Source organism: Acinetobacter sp. AG1, from assembly GCF_001005525.1.
In the GTDB taxonomy this organism is placed as follows: domain Bacteria; phylum Pseudomonadota; class Gammaproteobacteria; order Pseudomonadales; family Moraxellaceae; genus Acinetobacter; species Acinetobacter modestus.
Map to the genome: position 1 here is coordinate 1 of NZ_LBMZ01000124.1, position 20962 is coordinate 20962.

Here is a 20962-nt window from a genome sequence, read left to right on the forward strand (position 1 = left end):
CGCAGAGGGGGTGTTTTTTATGGCAAAGAATTTTATATACTGGTTGTTTTAAGGGCTTTCTGATATGACTTGGATCGTAGTACAAAGCTTTTCATTTCCCTACGAAGCACAAATTGCTAAAACTCAGTTAGAAGCAGCTGAAATTCCAGCACGTATTGAAAATGAACATACTATTAATATGGATTGGCTTTACTCCAATGCTTTAGGTGGTGTTCGACTGTTAGTTCCTGAAAGCTATGCCGAAGAGGCTAAAGCATTACTAGCTCAAGATTTTAGCCAAGAAGTAGAACAACAGTTTGGAGCAAGTGAAAGCTGTCCTCATTGTGGCAGTACTGATATACAACCTTATACAGAAGGTAAACGCCCTGCTTATGTTGTTTTTCTACTGCTGGGTTTTCCACTCTTTTCTTATAAAAATGGAATGAAGTGCCGGCAGTGCCAACATTTTTGGAGTTAATGCCGTATAGCAAATCAGCAAAATTTTTTAAATCATCAATGATCTGTATATGCTCAAACTAAAATAAAAAGAGCATTTAAATAATGAAGATTGCCCAGTATATTTTATGGATAGATTCTATTGTGGCTGCATTTCTTGGACTGATTGTATTGTTGATTGCACATGATTAAGTCAACTCTATCATTTAAGGGGATTATTGTTTTCGTGCGCTGCGTGAATCTCTTATACGTAAGTTATTCATTTACACTCGCCAATTATAAAAAATGCTCATTGTCCCTTATTCATATTTTAGTGATTGAAATAGTATTTAGCTATTGGTTTGTCTGATTATGCTCTGGAAATTCTGACGACAAATGACATCTTTATAGTAATCCATGTTGCTAGAGAGGTGGTCTTTGCAAGCACTTTGGCTCGACTTGAATATCAATGGTGATATCAACTTACATTTTCTTATCACGAAAGAAATAACTAAATTAAGTGGACATCATTTAACCAGCTTTGTTTAATACGATAGAACAATATAAAAAGGACAATAAGAAGGAATATAAAGGAAGTTGCCATTGTGGAAAAATCACCTTCATTGCACAAGGTGATTTGACTGAAGCAATGTCATGCAATTGCTCGATTTGTCAAAGAAAAGGTTCACTATTATGGTTCTTGCCGATAGATAAAGTTAATGTTTCAGTTCAAGAAAATACTTTAGCTAGTTACCAATTTAATAAGCATGTGATCAATCATCATTTTTGTAAGATCTGCGGTATTCATCCTTATGCAACAGGCATTGATCCGAAAGGCAATCGAATGTATGCCATTAATATCAGATGTATCGAAGATTTAGATTTGGAAAGCATCAAAATCAATCATTTTGATGGTCGTTCGGTGTAGTATTAAAATTTAGAGACGAAAAATGACTAAGAAAAAACAGTTAAGTGCTGAACAGACGATCATGTTGTTCGAAATATTAAAAAAGCGTTTTGAAGCTAATATGCATCGGCATCATAGTTTGAATTGGGTGGATATCGAGGAACAGTTGAAACAGCAACCCGAAAAGCTATGGTCACTCAATCAAATGGAAGAGACTGGCGGAGAACCAGATATCATTTCATTTGATTCAAAATTATCTGAAATTATCTTTTATGATTGTGCTGTAGAAACACCAAAAGGGCGTAGAAGCCTTTGTTATGATCGTGCTGCTTTGGATGCACGTAAAGAACATAAGCCAGAAAACAATGCAGTTGAGGTTGCAGAGACAATAGGAATTGAATTGCTAACAGAAGAGCAATACAAGCAATTGCAGTCGGTTGAGCATTTTGATTTAAAAACTTCGAGTTGGGTAAAAACACCAGAAGATGTACGCAAATTGGGTGGTGCAATTTTTTGTGATAGCCGATATGGACGGGTCTTTACTTACCACAATGGTGCACAGTCTTATTATGCGACTCGTGGTTTTCGTGGTCGACTAAAAATATAATTTTGTACCTTATGTCATTATTCTAAAATTTTTTAATTTTAAATTTTGCCAAGCGCTTGCTTGGTTTTTCTGGTTTTGCTACTTTAGTGCTCATTCAATAAACAATGATCAATAATTACTAGGAAGCAAGCATGCTACTCAACCCCTTATATTACACTGAGCAACATTTAGCCTTTGCTGAGAGTGTTAGGCGCTTTACTGAAAAGGAAATTAGTCCTTTTATCAATGAATGGGATGAAGCGGAAACCTTTCCGCGTGAGCTTTATAAAAAGGCTGCTGATATTGGCTTACTCGGTGTTGGCTTTGATGAAAATTATGGTGGTATTGCGGGAACGGATGCATTTTATACTCTACTCGCCTCAGTCGAGTTAGCGAAGTGTGCATCAGGTGGTTTGGCTGCATCATTACTTTCACATACGATTGGGACGCCACCAATTCAGCATTTTGCTCAAGAAGAGGTTAAGGCTGAAGTCTTACCACAAATTTTGTCTGGAGAGAAAATCTCTGCATTGGCAATTACTGAACCTAGCGGTGGTTCTGATGTTGCGGCTTTAAAAACCAAAGCGGTTCGAGATGGTGACGATTATATTGTCAGTGGTGAAAAGACCTTTATTACATCGGGTATTCGTGCGGATTATTATTCTGTTGCGGTGAGAACTGACCCTAATGCTAAGGGGGCTAATGGTATTTCAATGCTGTTGATTGATGCGCATAGTGAAGGCATTACAAAATCAAAGCTAGATAAAATGGGCTGGTGGGCATCGGATACAGCGCATTTGCACTTTGATGATGTACGAGTACCAGCCAAAAATTTACTGGGTGCCGAAAATATGGGCTTCTTTGTCATTATGAACAACTTTAACATGGAGCGTTTTTTTCTTGCAGCCAGTAGCTATGGTTACGCATTGGTTTGCTATGAAGAGGCCTTGGATTGGGCTAAACAGCGACAAACTTTTGGTAAACGCTTAATTGATCATCAAGTCGTTCGTCATAAGTTGGTAGATATGGCGACACGTTTAACTTCAACTCGTGCGCTATTGGAAGATACAGCCTATCGTTTAGGAAAACCTGAATTACAGGGAAATGAACTGATTGCTCAGATTTGTATGCTCAAGAATGTGGCTACACAAACCATGCAATTCTGTGCTGATGCCGCAGTGCAGACTCTAGGAGGGATGGGCTTTATGCGTGGTACAAAATCTGAACGTATCTATCGTGAAGTGAAAGTGAACATGATTGGTGGTGGTGCAGAGGAAATTATGAAAGACCTTGCCAGCCGCCAACTCGGTTATTAAGCGAAATTTTAAGGCTTTAGATCATGATGAGATTGGTCTAAAGCTGTATTTATAAAAGAACAATTAGTTAAATAATAATTTAGGAAAAATAGCATGGATGGTTTATCACTTAACCCGATTTATTACACATCTGAACATCGGGCTTTTGCAGACAGTGTCAAACGTTTTGTAGAAAAAGAAATTTCACCTTATGTGAATGAATGGGATGAAGCAGGATCATTTCCAAGAGCACTCTATCAACAGGCTGCAAATGTCGGTTTAATGGGCTTAGGTTATGATGCTGAACATGGTGGCATTCCCGATGCAGATGCCTTCTACGTGATGTTGGCAGCAATTGAGATGGCAAAAGCTGGATCTGGTGGTGTACATATTTCGCTTATGATTCACAGCATTGGAACACCACCCATTCATCATTTTGCTCGACCTGAGATTCGTAATGAAGTTATGCCACAGATTATTGCAGGTGAAAAAATATCAGCCTTGGCAATTACCGAGCCTAGTGGTGGTTCTGACGTCGCTGCAATTAAAACCAAAGCCATTCGAGAAGGAGACCATTATATTTTGAATGGGGAAAAGACCTTTATCACATCAGGGATTCGTGCTGATTATTATACGGTTGCTGTAAAGACGGATCAGCATGCTCAAGGCGCAAAAGGCATTTCTATGTTATTGGTTGATGCGCATAGTGAGGGAATAACCAAATCACCTTTACAGAAAATGGGTTGGTGGGCATCAGACACTGCACATTTGCATTTTGACAATGTCAAAGTCCCAGTTAGCCATTTGTTGGGCGAGGAAAATGCCGGTTTTAAAGTCATTATGAATAACTTTAATATGGAGCGTTTTTGGCTAGCAGCGATGGCATATGGTTATGCTTTGGTCTGTTATGAGGAAGCCTTAGATTGGGCAAAACAGCGACAAACTTTTGGAAAGCGCTTGGTGGATCATCAAGTGGTTCGCCATAAACTTGTAGATATGGCAACACAATTGACCGCAACTCGAGCGTTATTAGAAGATACAGCTTATCGAATGGGACAAAAAGAGTTACAAGGTGCAGACCTAATTGCGCAAATTTCGATGTCAAAAAATGTAGCGACTCGTACGATGCAATTTTGTGCGGATGCGGCTGTACAAACTTTGGGTGGAATGGGTTTTATGCGTGGAACCAAGTCCGAACGAATTTATCGTGAAGTCAAAGTGAATATGATTGGTGGTGGTGCTGAAGAAATTATGAAGGATCTAATCAGTAAGCAGCTAGGCTATTAATACTTTCATGACGGATAAAAAGTGCGGTTAATTTCCGCACTTTTTATTTTTAAATTTATTCTAGTTCAGCTAACTCTTCTAAAGAGATTTGGCGGATTTCAAATATAGGTTGTTTCAAAAATGAGTTCAAAGTTTTTATATCGATAAATTTTATATTATCTAGGGCAATACCCTCAATGCTGTCTTTTTCAGCATCGTAACGAATATCTGGAGTTTGTTGGATAAACTGTTTGAGTAACAGTGGACTATCGCTTAACTCCGCAAGTGGTTTGTCCATTAAGGCTTCAAACTCATAGTCCATTGCATAAATATTGGCTTCCCACGACACATCACTAAAGTTTTCATCTTGACTAGAAATGATGCTGCCAGTTTCATAGCCACTAAAATAGTCTTCTTCAGAGTTGATCCAGAGTACATAGCAGGGTTGTGATGCATCAACTTCCAATAATTGGTACCAGACAATACCTGAGATTTTAGCAAATTCAAAAGCATCATCTTCATTCAATTTAGGAATTTCACCATCATCTATATTAAAAGTTTTTCCTGTTTTTTCTAAAATTAAAGCTTCAAGTTTTTCGTAGATTGCATCATCTGCTTCACCATTGCCAATATCATAGTTACATAGTTCATCATAGTATAAGCCTTCAACGACTAATGATTTGTATGCCTTTTCAGCTTCAGCTTTATCTGTATAAATCTGCTTGATAGCCCCAGTTGAAACGCAATTTGTTAGATGCCATTCATCATTGTAAGCAAAGTCGTTTTGACGAATAACGTATTGGATATTACTCATTTTTATTTCCCCTTAAATTAAGCGATTTTCATTTTTAAGTCTTGCAGTTTGGCTGCACTTGGCGGGACGGCCATCCCATTGTCCATCCATAGCTCAAAACGCATTGGATTAAAAAAGAAGTCTGGACTAATATCAAAATCAATAAATTTAGCTTCGCTTTTTCCCATCATTGGAAGAATGGTATTGATAAACCAACTATTGTGAGTGATCAGTAAAGATTTTAGTTGTCCTGTCACTGATAATGGAGAGAGTAATGTTGCTGATAGCTTTGGATCATCAATCACATCTGAGTGGAATTTTTCGAGGCGTTTAGCTAGTCCATCTGTAGGAATATCCTGCATTGCTGCAACGAAGTCTCCAATCGTTGGAATAAAGCGGTGATGGAAATCCACTAACAGATGATCTTTTTCACAAAGATCTTTAACTTCTATGCTATTGCCAGCACTATTTTCAAAGTAATGTCCAAAAATCGGAATAATCACTTCTTGAACTCCCCAAAAAGTATGCAAGATACGATGGCGATTGTCAGTGCATAGCATTTTTGTGCTGTCGATTAGCGCATGAATATCAATATAATCTTCAAGCTCGCCCCCACGACGTTTCACTGAAATATTGGCATGTTGAACTGGATTCATTTTTACTATTTCTTGTAATCTTTTGATGTTTAAGCAGAATAGCAGTTTTTAATTTGAACGAGAATAGAGCAAATTGGTTAGGCGTTAAGTTGTGTCGTTTGTTTTATTAAAGTAAAAGTCATCATTTAACTGAATTATTTTAACCATGTATTGCTGATAGTTTGAATATATAAGTGGCGGTAGCGCTGAAGAAATTATCAAAGACTTGATTAGTAAGCAGTCTGGTTACAGATATTTATATTTGGGAGACTATCTTATTAACTCAATCCAATAGTTTCCTTTCCCTTCTGGATGAACTGCTATATACCAAAGTGATGAATCTTTAGCATATACGAAAATTTGAAACCCCTGATCCTGCATTTCCTTTTTTGTACCATGATTTACAGTACTTATTTTAATTGGAATTGCACCTTGATCGCTAAAATACTTTAGGTCTGTTGGTGAAAAAGTAAAAGAGCCGTTACCTTTATTCGAGTCTAGATCATTTGTTTCAACAATATTTTTTGTACTGGGCGGTAAAATTGGAGGTAACCAACCGCGTTCAAAAGCATGTTCAACTTTCGCATGCCGCAAATCTGTAAATTTGGTTGTAACGATATCATCTGTACAACCGAGTATTAGGCTGGAAAGTAAGATTATAAATGTTCGTTGCATATATTTTGCTCAAAAATATAAGAGGAAATTATTCATTATTTTAGTGCCATTTCCCAAACCATTTCAGTCAGTTCATCCACTTTGACTTTACCATCTGGGTTATACCACGTGACCGACCAAGAAATAGAACCACCAACTAATCGACGCCAAATAAATGCATCATGTTTAACTTTTCCTTGAGCACGTAATTTTTCAATCACATTGAGCCAAACTTGCTCATATTCATTACGCATCTTTAGAAGATAGTCTTGTTTTTCTTTTGAGAGGGCAAACCACTCATGGACGAGTACGGCCATCGCCGCACCAGTATCCCCAGTAATGGAAATCAGCTCAGCTTTGATCAGATCACGTAATTGTTGCTCTGGCTCGTTTGAACGTTCGGCTGCTTCTTTTAAGCGGGCAAAGTTATAAATAATGGTTTGTTCCATGACAGTCGCTAAAATGTCATCTTTGCTTTTGAAATGATGGAAAAGACTACCTGACTGGATACCAATAAATTCACCCAATTGGCGAACTGTGGTTTTGTCATAACCTTGTTTATAAAATAGATAAGCAGCACCCAGCAATAAACGCCCACGTGGACTATCGTCAAAACATACAATTTTAGGTATTTGCTCAATTGAAGTTGCGATCATGCCAGTCCGTCTATCCTATTAAATCTAGTGAGCATTGTAACAAAATTCATTTCATGAATTGTCTTATCTTTTTATAACAAGCATTTGCTTGGATTTGTCTATTTTTGCCAATACAGCATATCATTATGTACTTTACAAACCAAGCACTTGCTTGGTAATGTTGGAGCAATTTAGAAATAACAATGAGAAAGCTCATGACAAACATCAAGCAGGATGATAATAAGGTAATCAAAATTGGGTGTGCATCAGGTTTCTGGGGGGATACCAATACAGCCGCTTTTCAGTTGGTGCATCTGAGTGATATTGATTATTTAGTCTTTGATTATTTGTCAGAAATTACCATGTCTATCATGGCAAAGGCAATGATGACCGATCCAAATCATGGTTATGCTTTAGATTTTGTTAGCCGAGTCATGTCGCCACTGATTAATAAAATTGCTGAGAAAAAAATCAAAGTCATTAGTAATGCAGGGGGGGTTAATCCTTTAGCTTGTCGTGATGCCTTACAAAAAATAATTGATGAAAAAGGATTAGATTTAAAAGTTGCTGTGGTACTTGGGGATGATGTATTACCTAAACATGCTGAGTTACAGAAACAAAATGTTCAGGAAATGTTTAATGGTGAGGCATTACCACATCATGTAGCCAGCAGTAATGCCTATTTAGGAGCGGTTGCGATCAGTGATGCCTTGGATTTAGGTGCGGATATTGTGATTACAGGTCGAGTGGTTGATTCGGCTGTGGTACTTGCACCCTTACTGCATGAATATAAATGGTCACTCGATGATTATGATAAGTTGGCTCAAGGCTCATTGGCAGGGCATGTGATTGAATGTGGTGCTCAATGTACAGGTGGTAATTTTACTGATTGGCGCTTAGTACAGGGCTTTGACAATATGGGCTTTCCAATTGTAGAAGTCAGTGCCGATGCTTCCTTTATTGTGACTAAACCACAAGGCACAGGTGGCTTAGTTTCAACAGCAACAGTCGCAGAACAAATTGTTTATGAGATTGGTAATCCGCAAGCTTATTTACTTCCTGATGTGACGGCTGATTTTAGCCAAGTTCATTTAGAGCAAATCGGTGAAGATCGAGTAAAAGTTACAGGTGCAACAGGTCGTGCACCAACGCAGCAATATAAAGTCAGTGCTACCTATGCGGATGGTTATCGTGTTTTAGTGAGTTTCTTAATCGCAGGTCGTGAAGCACCTGAAAAAGCTCAAACAATTACCAATTCAATTCTAAATAAATGTGAACGTGTGCTGGCTTTACGCTCTGTTCTACCATTTAGTGAAAAATCAATTGAAATTCTGGGTATCGAAAGTACCTATGGTCCGCATGCCAAAGTGAAAGATAGTCGTGAGGTGGTCGTCAAAATTGCTGTGAAACATATGTTTAAAGAAGCTTGTATGTTCTTTGCTTCGGAAATCGCTCAGGCATCGACGGGCATGGCACCTGCATTGGCGGGGATTGTCGGTGGTCGTCCTAAAGCTTCAGCAGTGGTGAAATTATTCTCTTTCCTAATTGATAAAGATCAAATCAAGGTTGAGGTCGATTTTGCAGGGCAACGTCATGCTGTTGAGATTCCAACAGGGCAAAAGGCAAAAGATGTTGTGCTACATCCAGTTGGTGAAGTCGCGGTTTATCAAGGTGATGAAATCGAAGTGCCTTTGATTGACGTCGCTCATGCGCGTAGTGGCGACAAGGGCAATCATAGCAATATTGGGGTGATTGCCCGTAAAGCAGAATATCTACCTTGGATTCGGGCAGCACTGACAGAAGCCAATGTTGCAGACTATATGCAACATGTATTAGACGCTGAAAAATCGAAAGTGATTCGTTATGAATTACCTGCTATGAATGCATTGAATTTTATGCTTGAAAATGCACTAGGCGGTGGTGGAATTGCCAGTTTACGGATTGATCCACAAGGTAAGGCTTTTGCTCAGCAGTTGTTAGATATGCCAGTGAAGGTACCTAGAAAACTAATAGTTTGATCACATTCGCTTAGCCTACATTTTCGCTTGCATGAGACACTGCAAGCGAAATCAGTATGTCTTTTTATAGTATGTCTAGTCCACAAGAAATGAGATAGTTATAGATTGAGTCATAGTGTTTTTGAGGTCTTGTAGGGTCTGTTCCATCTACAGCCGGAATAAAAATAACCATACCTTGCCGAGCCCGGGTCAATAGAACTCTATAAGCATTGATAAGATAGCTTTTAGTAGAGTCTTTATTAATATTTTGCCACTTTGAGCCTTTAAAACTTTGAAATTGCCAACCTTGATCATAATAAAGATTAATATCCCAAGTTACGCAGGTATAGTCGATTTCAAGCCCTTGGATATCGAACTCAGTTGCAATATCCTCTAAGTAATAAGAGGATCGAGTATCATCCTGATGATTTAGAAACCAATCAGTTGGAGATATATCATTCTTAACATAAATGCCTTCTGCTTTTAGTCTTTTAGCGCCTGAACATGCGATAAGCCCAATTCGCTCAGTACCTCTAGCTTGATTTCTTAACCAGGCTTTTGCCTTGGCTAAGTCTCTAGTGGCTTTAATTGGATAATTATGTTTAATTTCTTGATAAATTTTAGAAGCTTGATCATTTTGATTATCTAAAATAGATTGGATTAATGACGCAACTTTTTCACTTCGAAATGAGCGTATAGATGTCGATAAATGTAGATCACTTCTTTGATGCCCGTGTTCTCTGACCCAATTCGATAAATCTAAATCATTCAGGTAGGTATTTGGTTCAGCCAAAATCTTATCGGAGTAATAAATATCCCAAGCTTGATATTTTGTTTTTAGCGACTCGATCCACTCTGAGACACCAGCTTCACCAGTATTAATTTCTTGACCACCGCCGATTAAACATATAATTGTGCACCAGTCATCATGTCGATTCATCACACTGATTAGATATTCTGGTTCAGACATATCAAAGTTTGGAATTCCTTTTTTCTGTTGCATGAACTTGGAGACTTGTTCTTTTTGCCAAGCTCTTTGTGCTTCATCAAAAACAACAACTTTTTCAATCGGCGCATGAGGTGTTCTTAAATTATCATCTCTAAAATGATGAATATTTTGAATAAAAGCCTTGGCTTTTCGTTCAGCCTCTGTACGTGAAACTCTCTGGCCACTTTTTTTAGCAGATTCTACTGAGTCTCTGGTTAAAGCTTCTCTCAATACATCTACTAACGGACCATTGCCAGATAAAAATACTGAATGTTCTGATTCATCTGTTTTAAGTCGCTCATTCGCGATATTTAGACCCGCAAGAGTTTTCCCGGCCCCGGGAACACCTGTCAAAAAGCAGATTGATTTTTTATGTTGGGTTTTAGAGTCTTCGATAATTTTATTTATTAAATGAGAGGTATTTGATAGGTTAATTGTACCAGCATCACTCCTTGAAATTTCTTTAACACTATGACCTTTATATAAGGCTTGAGCAGCCTCAATAATCGTTGGTGTCGGCTTATAAACGCTATTTTCCCAACTATGAATATCTAAGCTTTCTGTAGTTTTTGCTTGGTCTAAAATTTGAAGCAATATCTCTTTGAAATTTTCTTTATTACATAAAATGCAAGTTGTCAGGTTCAATGAATCATTGATATTAGAGGGTTTACTTGGAGCATTTGTAGCAATCAGAATGGGGACAATCGTTTTATTATGGCTGCCTTCATGAAAATTCTGTAAGTCGAGGCAATAGTCGATTGTCTGATTCTGAGCATAGTTTGAATAACTTCTGTCACCTACTTTGAACTCGATTACGAAAATCAAATTATTAATAATTAAAATGTTATCTACTCGTTTTCCCATTCTGGGGATAGAAAACTCGAAATATAAATGTCCACAAACATCATTAAGCTCTTGTTGTAGAAATTCAATTTGTTCTAGCCAAGCATTTTTCTGCAAATCTTCTAAATCATGTTGATGATGGCGTGCCAGTTGTCCAAAAATTGTATTTTTATTTTCGTTTAAAAAAGAATCTATCGAACTTTGATAATAACTTGTATTCATTGTGAGTTTTTAAATTTTAAAAATCTTAGATTGAACAATATCTTAGCATCAAAAATAATCAATTACTTAAAATACTACGACTTCTGCTCTAAGTCACAATATGTACTTTACAAACCAAGCACTTGCTTGGTAGTGTATAGGCATTCAAAAATAATACATGAATGGATCTTATCAAAATGGCTTACCAATCAATTTTCAGAGCAGATGCATTTACTGACAAAGTGATTATCGTGACAGGCGGAGGTTCGGGTATTGGCCGTTGTACCGCACATGAACTAGCATCTTTGGGTGCACAAGTGGTGATTACAGGGCGAAAAATTGAAAAGCTAGAAAAAGTCAGCCAAGAAATTTTAGAGGATGGCGGCAAAGTCCATTTCATCGTTTGTGATAACCGTGATGAAGAACAAGTCAAAAACATGATTGCTGAAGTGATTGAAAAATTTGGCAAGCTCGATGGTTTAGTGAATAACGCAGGTGGGCAATTTCCATCTGCACTTGAAAGTATTTCTGCCAATGGCTTTGATGCTGTAGTACGTAATAACCTGCATTCAACTTTTTACCTGATGCGTGAAGCCTATAACCAATGGATGGCAAAACACGGCGGTAGCATTGTCAATATGGCTGCTGATATGTGGGGCGGTATGCCAGGAATGGGGCATTCTGGTGCAGCACGTTCAGGTGTGGATAACCTGACCAAAACCGCTTCAGTTGAATGGGGACGTTCAGGCGTTCGGGTTAATTGTGTCGCGCCAGGCTGGATTATTTCTTCCGGTATGGATAACTACAGTGGTGACTTTGCCAAATTTATTATTCCAAGTTTGGCAGGTAATGTACCGTTAAAACGCATGGGTACAGAGTCGGAAATTTCTTCAGCGATTTGTTACTTACTGTCTGATGCTGCTGCATTTGTTTCGGGTGTGACCTTAAGAGTTGATGGTGCTGCTTCACAAGGAACAAGGATGTATCCACTGGCAGATGCAACCAATAGCCAGTCTTTTAATGGCTTCCATCGAGCATTTATTCCTGATGTACTCAAAGACCAGATTGGAAACGCAGAGCAACAATCTGCACAAGCGCAAGATGCAAATAAGGATTAAATCATGACTATTCTTCAATCTGAAATTGCAGTCGGTAGTGAACAATATCAACAAAATAGAGATGCCTTATTAAGCCAAATTGTAGAAGTGCGTGCCGTACAGCAAAAAGGCATTGATAAGTCTTATGCAGCAAAACCAAAGTTTGATAAGAAAGGCAAAATTCTTCCACACGAACGTGTACGTTTACTGCTTGATGCTGATTCACCTTTCGTGGAGTTATGTGGTCTAGTTGGCTATAACATGCATGATGATAAAGATGGCTCTGAAGCGGGTGGGGGTATTATTGCGGGAATTGGTTTTGTCAGTGGCGTTCGTGCTTTGGTCACTGCCAGTAATAGTGCAATCAAAGGCGGCACCATGTCACCGATGGGTGTACAAAAAACCTTACGCTTGCAAAAGATTGCGCTTGAACAAAAATTACCGATTGTGACATTGACCGAAAGTGGCGGCGCAAATTTAAATTATGCAGCCGAAGTGTTTACTTATGGTGGTATGACTTTTGCCAATCAAGCACGAATGTCTGCTGCAGGAATTCCACAAATATCAGTTGTGCATGGTAATGCCACCGCAGGTGGTGCATATCAACCAGGTCTATCTGACTATGTGATTGCCGTCCGTAAGCAAACAGAAATGTTATTGGCTGGTCCCCCATTATTGTTAGCAGCAACAGGTGAAGTGGCAACGGCTGAGGAACTCGGTGGTGCTGAAATGCATACGCAGGTTTCTGGTGTAGCTGAATATTTAGCTGAAAATGATGCTGATGGCATTCGTATTGCTCGTGAAATTTTTGGGCATTTAAACTGGAAAGAACAAACCAAAAGTCTCGATCAGGATTATAAAGAACCTCGTTACTCAGCCGAGGAATTGTTAGGCATTATTCCGCAAGATCCGAAGCAACCTTTGGATATGAAAGAAATCGTGGCGCGGATTATTGATGATTCAGACTTTTTAGAATTTAAACAAGAATATGATGCGCTTACTGTTTGCGGTTGGGCAAAAATGGGTGGGGTACATATTGGAATTATCACCAATAATGGACCAATCACACCACAAGGAGCGGTTAAAGCCGCACAGTTTATTCATCTTTGTGAACAAACCCAACGACCACTTTTATTCTTGCATAACACCACGGGTTTTATGGTCGGAACGGATGCTGAACAAAACGGCATTATTAAGCATGGTTCTAAGCTGATCCAAGCGGTTGCCAACGCGACTGTACCCAAAATCTCGATCATTGTTGCTGGTTCTTATGGAGCAGGTAACTACGCCATGTGTGGACGTAGTTTATCGCCTAACTTTATCTTTGCTTGGCCAAATTCGCACGTAGCGGTGATGGGTTCAGCACAGGCAGGAAAAGTGTTGCGTATCGTGGCTGAGGGTAAACAGAAAGCTTCAGGCATGGAACCGAATCCACAGATGTTGGATTTTCTAGAACAAAGTACTTCGATGAAATTGGAACAGCAATCGACCGCTTTATTTAATACAGCGATGTTACATGACGATGGCATTATCGATCCTAGAGACACGCGTAAGGTATTGATCTTCCTGTTACAGACCATTTATGAAGCACAGCAACGCGAGTTAAATCCAACTCGTTTTGGTGTATCACGTTTCTAATTCAACACAAAATTTAGTCAATAAAAATATTTAGGACAGAACTATGAAATTTACCGCAGAGCATGAAGCATTACGCCGTACCGCACGTCAGTTTGTAGAAAACGAACTTAATCCATTTATTCCAGAATGGGAAGCCGCGGGACGTTTTCCGATCCATGAAGTCTTTAAGAAAATGGCGGATTTAGGTTTGCTAGGTATTTGTAAGCCCGAAGAAAATGGTGGTTTGGGTTTAGATTATTCGTATAACCTTGTGGTGGCAGAAGAATTGGGGCGTGCAGCATGTGGTGGTGTGCCTCTAGCGATTGGTGTACAAACTGATATGGCAACACCCGCACTTGCTCGTTTTGGTAGTAAAGAACTGAGAGAAGAGTTTCTGAATCCTGCGATTCGTGGTGAATATGTGGCATCAATTGCAGTTTCAGAAGTGCATGCAGGTTCAGATGTTGCAGCGGTTAAAACCACCGCAAAAAAAGATGGTGATGATTATGTGATTAATGGCAGCAAAATGTGGATTACTAATTCACTGCAAGCGGACTTCTTCTGCTTACTTGCCAATACTTCTGATGACAAACCGCATGTTAATAAATCGATGATCATTGTTCCTGCGAAGACTGCAGGCATTAGTTTTTCAGAACCATTGAATAAGCTAGGAATGCGCTCCACCACAACGGCTCAAGTTTATTTTGATAATGTTCGTGTACCACAGCGCAATCTTGTGGGTGCTGAGGGTATGGGCTTCATGATGCAGATGATGCAGTTTCAGGAAGAACGTATGTGGGCATGTGCAAATGCTGTCGGTGGTTTGGAAAATGTGATTCAACAAACCATTGATTACACTAAAGAACGGACGACATTTGGTCAGCCACTCATCAATAACCAATATGTACATTTCCGTTTTGCTGAATTGATGACTGAAGTTGAAGCGTTAAAAGCTTTAACTTATCAAGCCTGTGAACAACATATCGCAGGAGAAAATGTAACGATGATCGCTTCGATGGCAAAGCTTAAAGCAGGGCGCTTAACTCGAGAAGTTGCAGATAGCTGCCTACAATATTGGGGTGGAAATGGCTTTATGTGGGAGAACCCTGCATCACAGTTGTATCGTGATGGACGTCTAGGTTCGATTGGCGGTGGTGCAGATGAAATTATGCTCGGAATCATCTGTAAATTGATGGATATTTTGCCGAAGAAACAGAAAAACTAGGAGAAGAAAAATGACACTTTCAACTTCTCTTACTGACTTACAAGTGGATGAAAGCATCCAACTTGAACAACAAGGCAGTATTTTAACGCTGTGGCTGAATCGACCTGAAAGCCGTAATGCCATGAGCTTGAACATGGTCAATGCCATTCAACAGGTCTTTGCTCATATTGCTGACGATGTTTCGATTCGCGCGGTGATTTTACGTGGTAAAGGTGGTCATTTCTGTGCAGGTGGTGACATTAAGGATATGGCTGCATTACGCATTGAATCAGCCAATGCAGGAAGCTTACAGCCTTATGTTGATTTTAACCGTCGTTTTGGTGCCATGATTGAACAAGTTGATCAAGCTCCGCAAACGGTTGTTGCAATTTTAGAAGGGGCAGTGCTCGGCGGTGGCTTTGGTTTAGCATGTGTCTCTGATATAGCGATTAGTCATGATAATGCTCAATTTGGCTTACCTGAAACAGGACTTGGGGTGTTACCTGCACAAATTGCACCGTTCGTAGTGAAACGGATTGGGTTGACCCAAGCGCGTCGTTTGGCGTTGTTAGGTTCACGTTTTAATGGTGAGACTGCGCAGAAGTTAGGTGTGATACATGAAGTTGTGCGTGATGATATTGAGCTTGAGCAATTGCTTGCTGATACCATTCAACAGATCAAACGTGCTGCGCCGTTGGCATCTCGAAACACCAAAGCATTACTACATCGAACTTTAAATGAGCCTCTTGATTCTTTACTTGATGCTGCTGCACAGCAGTTTGCTCAAGCCGTTGGCGGATTAGAGGGTCAAGAAGGAACGATGGCATTTATTCAAAAACGTTTACCAAATTGGACTGAGCAATAATGAAATTTTCAAAAGTTTTAGTCGCAAATCGTGGTGAAATCGCAGTTCGAGTGATGCAAACAGCGAAAGCGATGGGCTATCAGACAGTTGCTGTATATTCAGATGCAGATGCCAATGCTCGCCATGTTCAAGTTGCCGATGAGGCGGTTTATATCGGTGCATCTAAAGTTTCAGAATCTTATTTGTCGATCACCAATATTATTGAAGCCTGCAAAAAGACAGGCGCCGATGCTGTTCATCCTGGTTATGGGTTTTTATCTGAAAATACCGATTTTGCCCAAGCTTCTAGCGACAACGGTATCATCTTTATTGGGCCAAACGCCGCTGCGATTCATCTCATGGGAAGTAAGCGCTTATCTAAAATTGCCATGATTGATGCAGGTGTACCGTGTGTACCTGGTTATGAGGGTGATCAGCAAGATATTGAATACTTGGCTGAGCAAGCGGAAAAAATTGGTTTCCCATTGATGGTCAAAGCATCTGCTGGTGGTGGTGGGCGTGGTATGCGCTTGGTTCACCAGTCTGCTGATTTACTCGAAGCTTTAAAAACAGCGCGTTCAGAAGCCGAAAATGCATTTGGTTCTGGTGAGCTGATTATTGAAAAAGCGGTGATTGCACCTCGTCATGTGGAAATCCAAGTGTTTGGTGACACACATGGCAACTATGTTTATCTATTTGAACGAGATTGTTCAATTCAACGCCGTCATCAAAAAGTGGTGGAAGAAGCACCATGCCCAGTAATGACATCTGAGTTACGCCAAAAAATGGGAGAAGCTGCGGTGGCGGCAGCAAAATCCTGTGATTATATCGGCGCAGGTACGGTTGAATTTTTACTGGATCAGTCTGGCGAGTTTTATTTCCTTGAAATGAATACTCGTTTACAAGTTGAGCATCCTGTGACAGAAATGATTACGGGACTAGATTTGGTCGAATGGCAACTCCGTGTCGCCAATGGTGAAACTCTACCCTTGCAGCAGCATGAACTTAGTTTAAATGGACATGCGATCGAAGTGCGGTTATACGCAGAAGATCCACGTCAAGATTTCTTACCACAAACGGGAAAAGTATTACGTTGGCAGCCTGCGGCGTTGCCTAATGTCCGTATTGATCATGGCATGTTAGAGGCGGGTGAAATTAGCCCATTCTATGATCCGATGGTGGCGAAGGTGATTGCCTATGGTAAAACCCGTGAAGATGCCATTCGTCTATTAGCGCGTGCTGTTGATGATTGTGTATTGCTTGGTATAAATAGCAATAAACAATTTTTGGTAAATTTATTGCGTCATCCGATTATTGTGGCGGGTGATACCAATACTGCATTTATCCAGCAGCATTTTCAGGATGATGTCAGCCTACATCAACAAGTTCTAACTCTTGAAAGTCTAGCGATTGCAGCAACACTATTTGCGCAACACAAGGCTTCAAAAACGGCATGGCAAACAGGTATTGCAACGCCGCTACCATTAAAGCTGAAATGTGCAGATCAACAACTGTCACTACAAGTCGAAATGGATCAACAACAAGTTACCGTGCGATTATGTGAGCAGCACTGTACGATTCAGGTTGTAGAAATAAGCGATACTCAGATCATCTATAACGTTGATGGCGTTCGCCGTAAATTGAGTTATGTACTTGATCAAAATCAACTCTATTTAGATACAGCGAATGGTAATTTAGTGATTGAAAATATCACCTATGCCGCACCTGAAGCTGCTGAAGTGGTAGGGGATGGTAAAATCCGTGCGCCGATGGATGGGGCGATTGTGAATCTATTGGTTAATGCTGGAGACACGGTTGTTAAGGGACAAACCTTATTGATCTTGGAGGCCATGAAAATCCAGCAACAAATCAAATCGGATGTTGACGGCGTGGTAGATGAGTTGATTGGTCAAATTGGACAACAAGTGAAAAAACGACAATTATTATTAAATGTCGCGATTGCATAAAATGTGTAAATTAAAAAGCTAGGTTCTAAGCCTAGCTTTTTAATAGCCTTTCAACCGCGACCAATGAGTGTGTGGAATTTCCTTTTAATTCTTGGGTTGCAAATTCAGCTAGTGCTTGTTCATGTGCCAATAAGTATCGAAGAAATTCTTGAGTCGTTGCATCGGCATGTTGATTCATTCGCTCAAATGTTTCCATAAAAGGTTTTGTACCTCGTTTGAGTAAATGCATCGCAACTTTCCACGGAAGCTTTGCCATCGCGATACCTGATGCTTTCGCTTGCAACTTAATGTGTGGTCGAATTGAGGCAGTGTGACCCTGTTGCGCTAAGAAATCTTCTAACCTTTGAAGTGTTTGAGTTTCCAGTTGTGCCAATGTTTTCCATTTTTGCTGTTGTTCTATAGAACGAGCATGTTGAGCAGCATTCAGAAAAATTAATTCTCCTAAGATTTCTGATTCCAATGCAATATTTAAGTCATGTTGAAATTCTGGATAGTTCATTCCTTTGATTTCCATCAATAATCTTAGTTTTCCTTCTTATAAATACCACATATTTGTTTAAAACGTATATTCAACCATCCGTGTTCATGATACAGAAGGTTGTAAAAATGATGATTAAGAAAACATTTTGAGACGTAAATCTTGCAAACGGGTTTCATATTGTTTTTGCCATTCTGCATCAGAAAGCTGCGATTTTAATGGCTGCATTTCTTGTTGGAGCTGTTGCACGGCTTGCTGATATTGATTGACCTGCTGCTGCTGTTGAACTTCACGTTGATCACGAAGTTGAATATCGTGTCGTTCTTGTTCGGTTAAATACTGCTGCTGCAATTTTTGTTTCAAACTTGCAATCTCAGCAGGATTATTTGAACTTTGATTCAGTAATTGAATCGCTTGTTCATAAAGCCCCATTTTGCTTTCCTGTTTCGTTGCATCAGGATATTGACGCTGTAATGCCTCAAAAGCTTTTAGACGCTGTTCCGCACTCAGATTTTGATTCTGAGCCAAATCATTATAGGCAAAACGATAGTCTGCATAATTACGTTCTTGCCCAAAGCCAAGCATCGCTTCGGCTTGCCCTAAAGTCTGTTCTCTGAGTTTCCACAATGCCTCGAAACGTTGTTTAGGCGATAAAGATGTCGATAAGACTGTACTTTGCATTTGTTGCTCATATTGCGGCATACGCTTTAGTAAATTTTCAACTAAATGCGCAAACGCTTGATCAGGATAATTGGCTAATGCTTTTGCTAAAGCTGCATTGCAATCAGTCACTGTACAATTCGCCTTAAAATTATTAAGGAATTCTGTGATATTGCCAGGCTGCTGCTGTAATACTTTCAGTTGCTTTAATAAAGCGTCTTGCAGCAATTCATCCTTATTTTTATTTGACATATTTGCATCGTTCATCTGTATAGATGAATTTTCAGATGATGAGGTGGATTTGGTTTGCTGAATTGCAGCGGAAGAGGCGGTGCTCTTCCAAACTACAATTCCGACCAAGACCACTAAAACAATAATAATTGTCAGCAATAGTCTTTTATTCATACAGCATCCTGCTTATGGACTGTAATTAAATTGTCCCATTACAGGGAAATGGTCTGAGAGATCCCAAGTCATGTACAAAGGATCTGCTGTGGTACGTAAAATACGCACATCGTTACGAGATTGTGTCGGTTGGCGATGTGTATTTGAAGCCACCACATAATCTAAATATTCAACGGCTGTGCCACCTGAACCAGCCGCACCTGCTAATTTATTGACACGTGGATCAAATGTCGATGCGGTATAACCTGTACTTGGCGCTGCTGTTGCGTTGAGATTAGTCAGCATATTTTGATAATCTTGAGGCCATAACAACTTATTGACATTGAAATCACCGCCCATCAACACTGCATCAAAACTTGGAATATTTTGTTGATTGACTAACTGGCGAATTTGCTGGAATTGGACTTGGCGAAGGGCACGTGCTTCATCGGTATCAAATGATGCAGTGTGTGTTGAAGTCACATGATAAGCTTTACCATTTTTAATGATTTCAGCATACAACACGCCTTTATCAGCAAAACAATCCGTTCCTGTACAGTCTGGATAGATTAATTGTGCGGTTTTCACGATTGGGTAGCGGCTAATGATCACGAGACCACTATCAAATAAGTTATAACCTGAACCCACTGGAATATGTGTTTGATATGGATATTGTTGAGCGAGTTGATTCAGCATACCTGTACGAGAAGAAGCAAAAGCTTCTTGCATCATAATCACATCATAACCATTTAAATGATTTGGTAACTCAGCCAAACGTTCACTGATCTTGCTTGCGACCATTGGCAGAGCATATACATTATAAGTCAGTACTTTTAATTCATCTGCACTGCTAGAAACAGGCTCTTGCACTGTATTTTGATGAATCGTGTAATGGAAATCATCATAGCCTCCAGTATATTCAGCTTTTACTGCGGCTTGTGCGGATAAACCAGCGTAAGTTGTATTGATTCGATGAATATCACGGTCTGAATACCATGGTGAAGTAGTGGTCGCCGTTTGAATACCATGCTTAATCGTACTACCAGACCAAGTTCCCGTCATTGTTTGTTTCAACGTGACTTGAGAATTACCTGTACTTACAACTGTATCGAAATTATAGGTTTTTCCTGATTTTAGACCCGTATAGCGATTGATACGAAGTACGCGTTTAGTTTCGTATGGTGCAATTTGAGTTGCTTCCTGCGCCCATTCATTGCCTTGTTGTAAAATATGTGTACCTGTTTGACTGATTTGAACAGAAACAGTTTGTGGTGTGGTATTGGTCACAAATACATAAGAATCAGCAACTGCATCTTGCGAAGCAAGACCTCCTAAAAGCAGTGCAAACCCTGCGCCAAACTTTAAGCTTCTCAGCCCCATAATACATCTCTCCATAGTGCATAATGATAAATAAACAAAGGACAACCAATAATTATAAAATATTCATTTTCGAAAATTTAATGATTGTTATTTGTTCGAAATTCATAATAATGAAAA

General features: G+C 39.5%; 19 protein-coding genes. 11 read left to right on the forward strand and 8 right to left on the reverse strand.

Annotated elements, in window-relative coordinates; genetic code table 11:
• The first annotated feature begins 64 nt into the window (after positions 1–64).
• From AAV96_RS16795 to AAV96_RS16815, 5 genes are all read left to right on the forward strand, one after another.
• On the forward strand, positions 65–457 hold the full coding sequence (locus AAV96_RS16795) for a DUF2007 domain-containing protein (protein ID WP_004664103.1): 393 nt from the start codon (positions 65–67) through the stop codon (positions 455–457).
• Between the two features lie 510 nt (positions 458–967).
• Positions 968–1342 (forward strand): GFA family protein, encoded by a 375-nt coding sequence (locus AAV96_RS16800; RefSeq protein ID WP_046740270.1) that lies wholly within the window; start codon positions 968–970, stop codon positions 1340–1342.
• A 22-nt stretch (positions 1343–1364) separates the two neighbouring features.
• Positions 1365–1928, forward strand: a complete 564-nt coding sequence (locus AAV96_RS16805; protein ID WP_046740139.1) for a DUF4256 domain-containing protein — start codon at positions 1365–1367, stop codon at positions 1926–1928.
• A 131-nt stretch (positions 1929–2059) separates the two neighbouring features.
• Entirely contained in the window at positions 2060–3223 is a 1164-nt protein-coding gene (locus AAV96_RS16810) for an acyl-CoA dehydrogenase family protein (protein ID WP_004664110.1), read from the forward strand.
• 93 nt (positions 3224–3316) lie between these two features.
• A complete protein-coding gene (locus tag AAV96_RS16815) occupies positions 3317–4489 on the forward strand; it encodes an acyl-CoA dehydrogenase family protein (RefSeq protein WP_046740140.1) in 1173 nt (390 codons plus the stop codon).
• Between the two features lie 55 nt (positions 4490–4544).
• Here the strand turns inward: AAV96_RS16815 and AAV96_RS16820 are convergent, their stop codons facing one another.
• The 4 genes from AAV96_RS16820 to AAV96_RS16835 form a co-directional block, all read right to left on the reverse strand.
• Positions 4545–5282, reverse strand: a complete 738-nt coding sequence (locus tag AAV96_RS16820; RefSeq protein ID WP_046740141.1) for a hypothetical protein — start codon at positions 5280–5282, stop codon at positions 4545–4547.
• A gap of 17 nt (positions 5283–5299) precedes the next feature.
• Entirely contained in the window at positions 5300–5917 is a 618-nt protein-coding gene (locus AAV96_RS16825; RefSeq protein ID WP_046740142.1) for a DUF6915 family protein, read from the reverse strand.
• 249 nt (positions 5918–6166) lie between these two features.
• Positions 6167–6571 carry a hypothetical protein gene (locus AAV96_RS16830; protein WP_046740143.1) on the reverse strand — a complete coding sequence of 135 codons (405 nt, stop codon included), beginning with the start codon at positions 6569–6571 and terminating at the stop codon, positions 6167–6169.
• A gap of 35 nt (positions 6572–6606) precedes the next feature.
• Positions 6607–7206 carry a TetR/AcrR family transcriptional regulator gene (locus AAV96_RS16835; protein ID WP_004664116.1) on the reverse strand — a complete coding sequence of 200 codons (600 nt, stop codon included), beginning with the start codon at positions 7204–7206 and terminating at the stop codon, positions 6607–6609.
• A gap of 194 nt (positions 7207–7400) precedes the next feature.
• Here AAV96_RS16835 and AAV96_RS16840 point away from each other — a divergent pair, with 194 nt between their 5' ends.
• Complete coding sequence (locus AAV96_RS16840; protein WP_046740144.1) at positions 7401–9203, forward strand: acyclic terpene utilization AtuA family protein; 1803 nt, start codon at positions 7401–7403, stop codon at positions 9201–9203.
• A 64-nt stretch (positions 9204–9267) separates the two neighbouring features.
• Here AAV96_RS16840 and AAV96_RS16845 read toward each other — a convergent pair whose 3' ends face one another.
• Positions 9268–11235 (reverse strand): DUF2075 domain-containing protein, encoded by a 1968-nt coding sequence (locus AAV96_RS16845; RefSeq protein WP_046740145.1) that lies wholly within the window; start codon positions 11233–11235, stop codon positions 9268–9270.
• Between the two features lie 176 nt (positions 11236–11411).
• On the opposite strand from AAV96_RS16845, the gene AAV96_RS16850 reads away from it, so the two are divergent.
• The 5 genes from AAV96_RS16850 to AAV96_RS16870 are packed head-to-tail and all read left to right on the forward strand — an operon-like array spanning position 11412 to position 17943.
• Positions 11412–12332 (forward strand): SDR family oxidoreductase, encoded by a 921-nt coding sequence (locus AAV96_RS16850; protein WP_005214516.1) that lies wholly within the window; start codon positions 11412–11414, stop codon positions 12330–12332.
• Between the two features lie 3 nt (positions 12333–12335).
• On the forward strand, positions 12336–13949 hold the full coding sequence (locus AAV96_RS16855; protein WP_046740146.1) for an acyl-CoA carboxylase subunit beta: 1614 nt from the start codon (positions 12336–12338) through the stop codon (positions 13947–13949).
• Between the two features lie 43 nt (positions 13950–13992).
• Positions 13993–15153, forward strand: a complete 1161-nt coding sequence (locus tag AAV96_RS16860) for an acyl-CoA dehydrogenase family protein (protein ID WP_046740147.1) — start codon at positions 13993–13995, stop codon at positions 15151–15153.
• Between the two features lie 10 nt (positions 15154–15163).
• Entirely contained in the window at positions 15164–15997 is an 834-nt protein-coding gene (locus AAV96_RS16865) for an enoyl-CoA hydratase/isomerase family protein (RefSeq protein WP_046740148.1), read from the forward strand.
• The gene (locus AAV96_RS16870; RefSeq protein WP_046740149.1) at positions 15997–17943 is read left to right on the forward strand and encodes an acetyl/propionyl/methylcrotonyl-CoA carboxylase subunit alpha; all 1947 of its coding nucleotides are present in this window, start codon (positions 15997–15999) and stop codon (positions 17941–17943) included. The genes AAV96_RS16865 and AAV96_RS16870 overlap by 1 nt, the downstream gene beginning before the upstream one ends.
• A gap of 31 nt (positions 17944–17974) precedes the next feature.
• Here the strand turns inward: AAV96_RS16870 and AAV96_RS16875 are convergent, their stop codons facing one another.
• The 3 genes from AAV96_RS16875 to AAV96_RS16885 form a co-directional block, all read right to left on the reverse strand.
• Complete coding sequence (locus tag AAV96_RS16875; protein WP_046740271.1) at positions 17975–18442, reverse strand: hypothetical protein; 468 nt, start codon at positions 18440–18442, stop codon at positions 17975–17977.
• 114 nt (positions 18443–18556) lie between these two features.
• On the reverse strand, positions 18557–19486 hold the full coding sequence (locus AAV96_RS16880; protein ID WP_046740150.1) for a lipase secretion chaperone: 930 nt from the start codon (positions 19484–19486) through the stop codon (positions 18557–18559).
• 12 nt (positions 19487–19498) lie between these two features.
• Positions 19499–20845: a sphingomyelin phosphodiesterase gene (locus AAV96_RS16885; protein WP_046740151.1), complete on the reverse strand. Its 1347-nt coding sequence runs from the start codon at positions 20843–20845 to the stop codon at positions 19499–19501.
• Between the last annotated feature and the right edge of the window lie 117 nt (positions 20846–20962).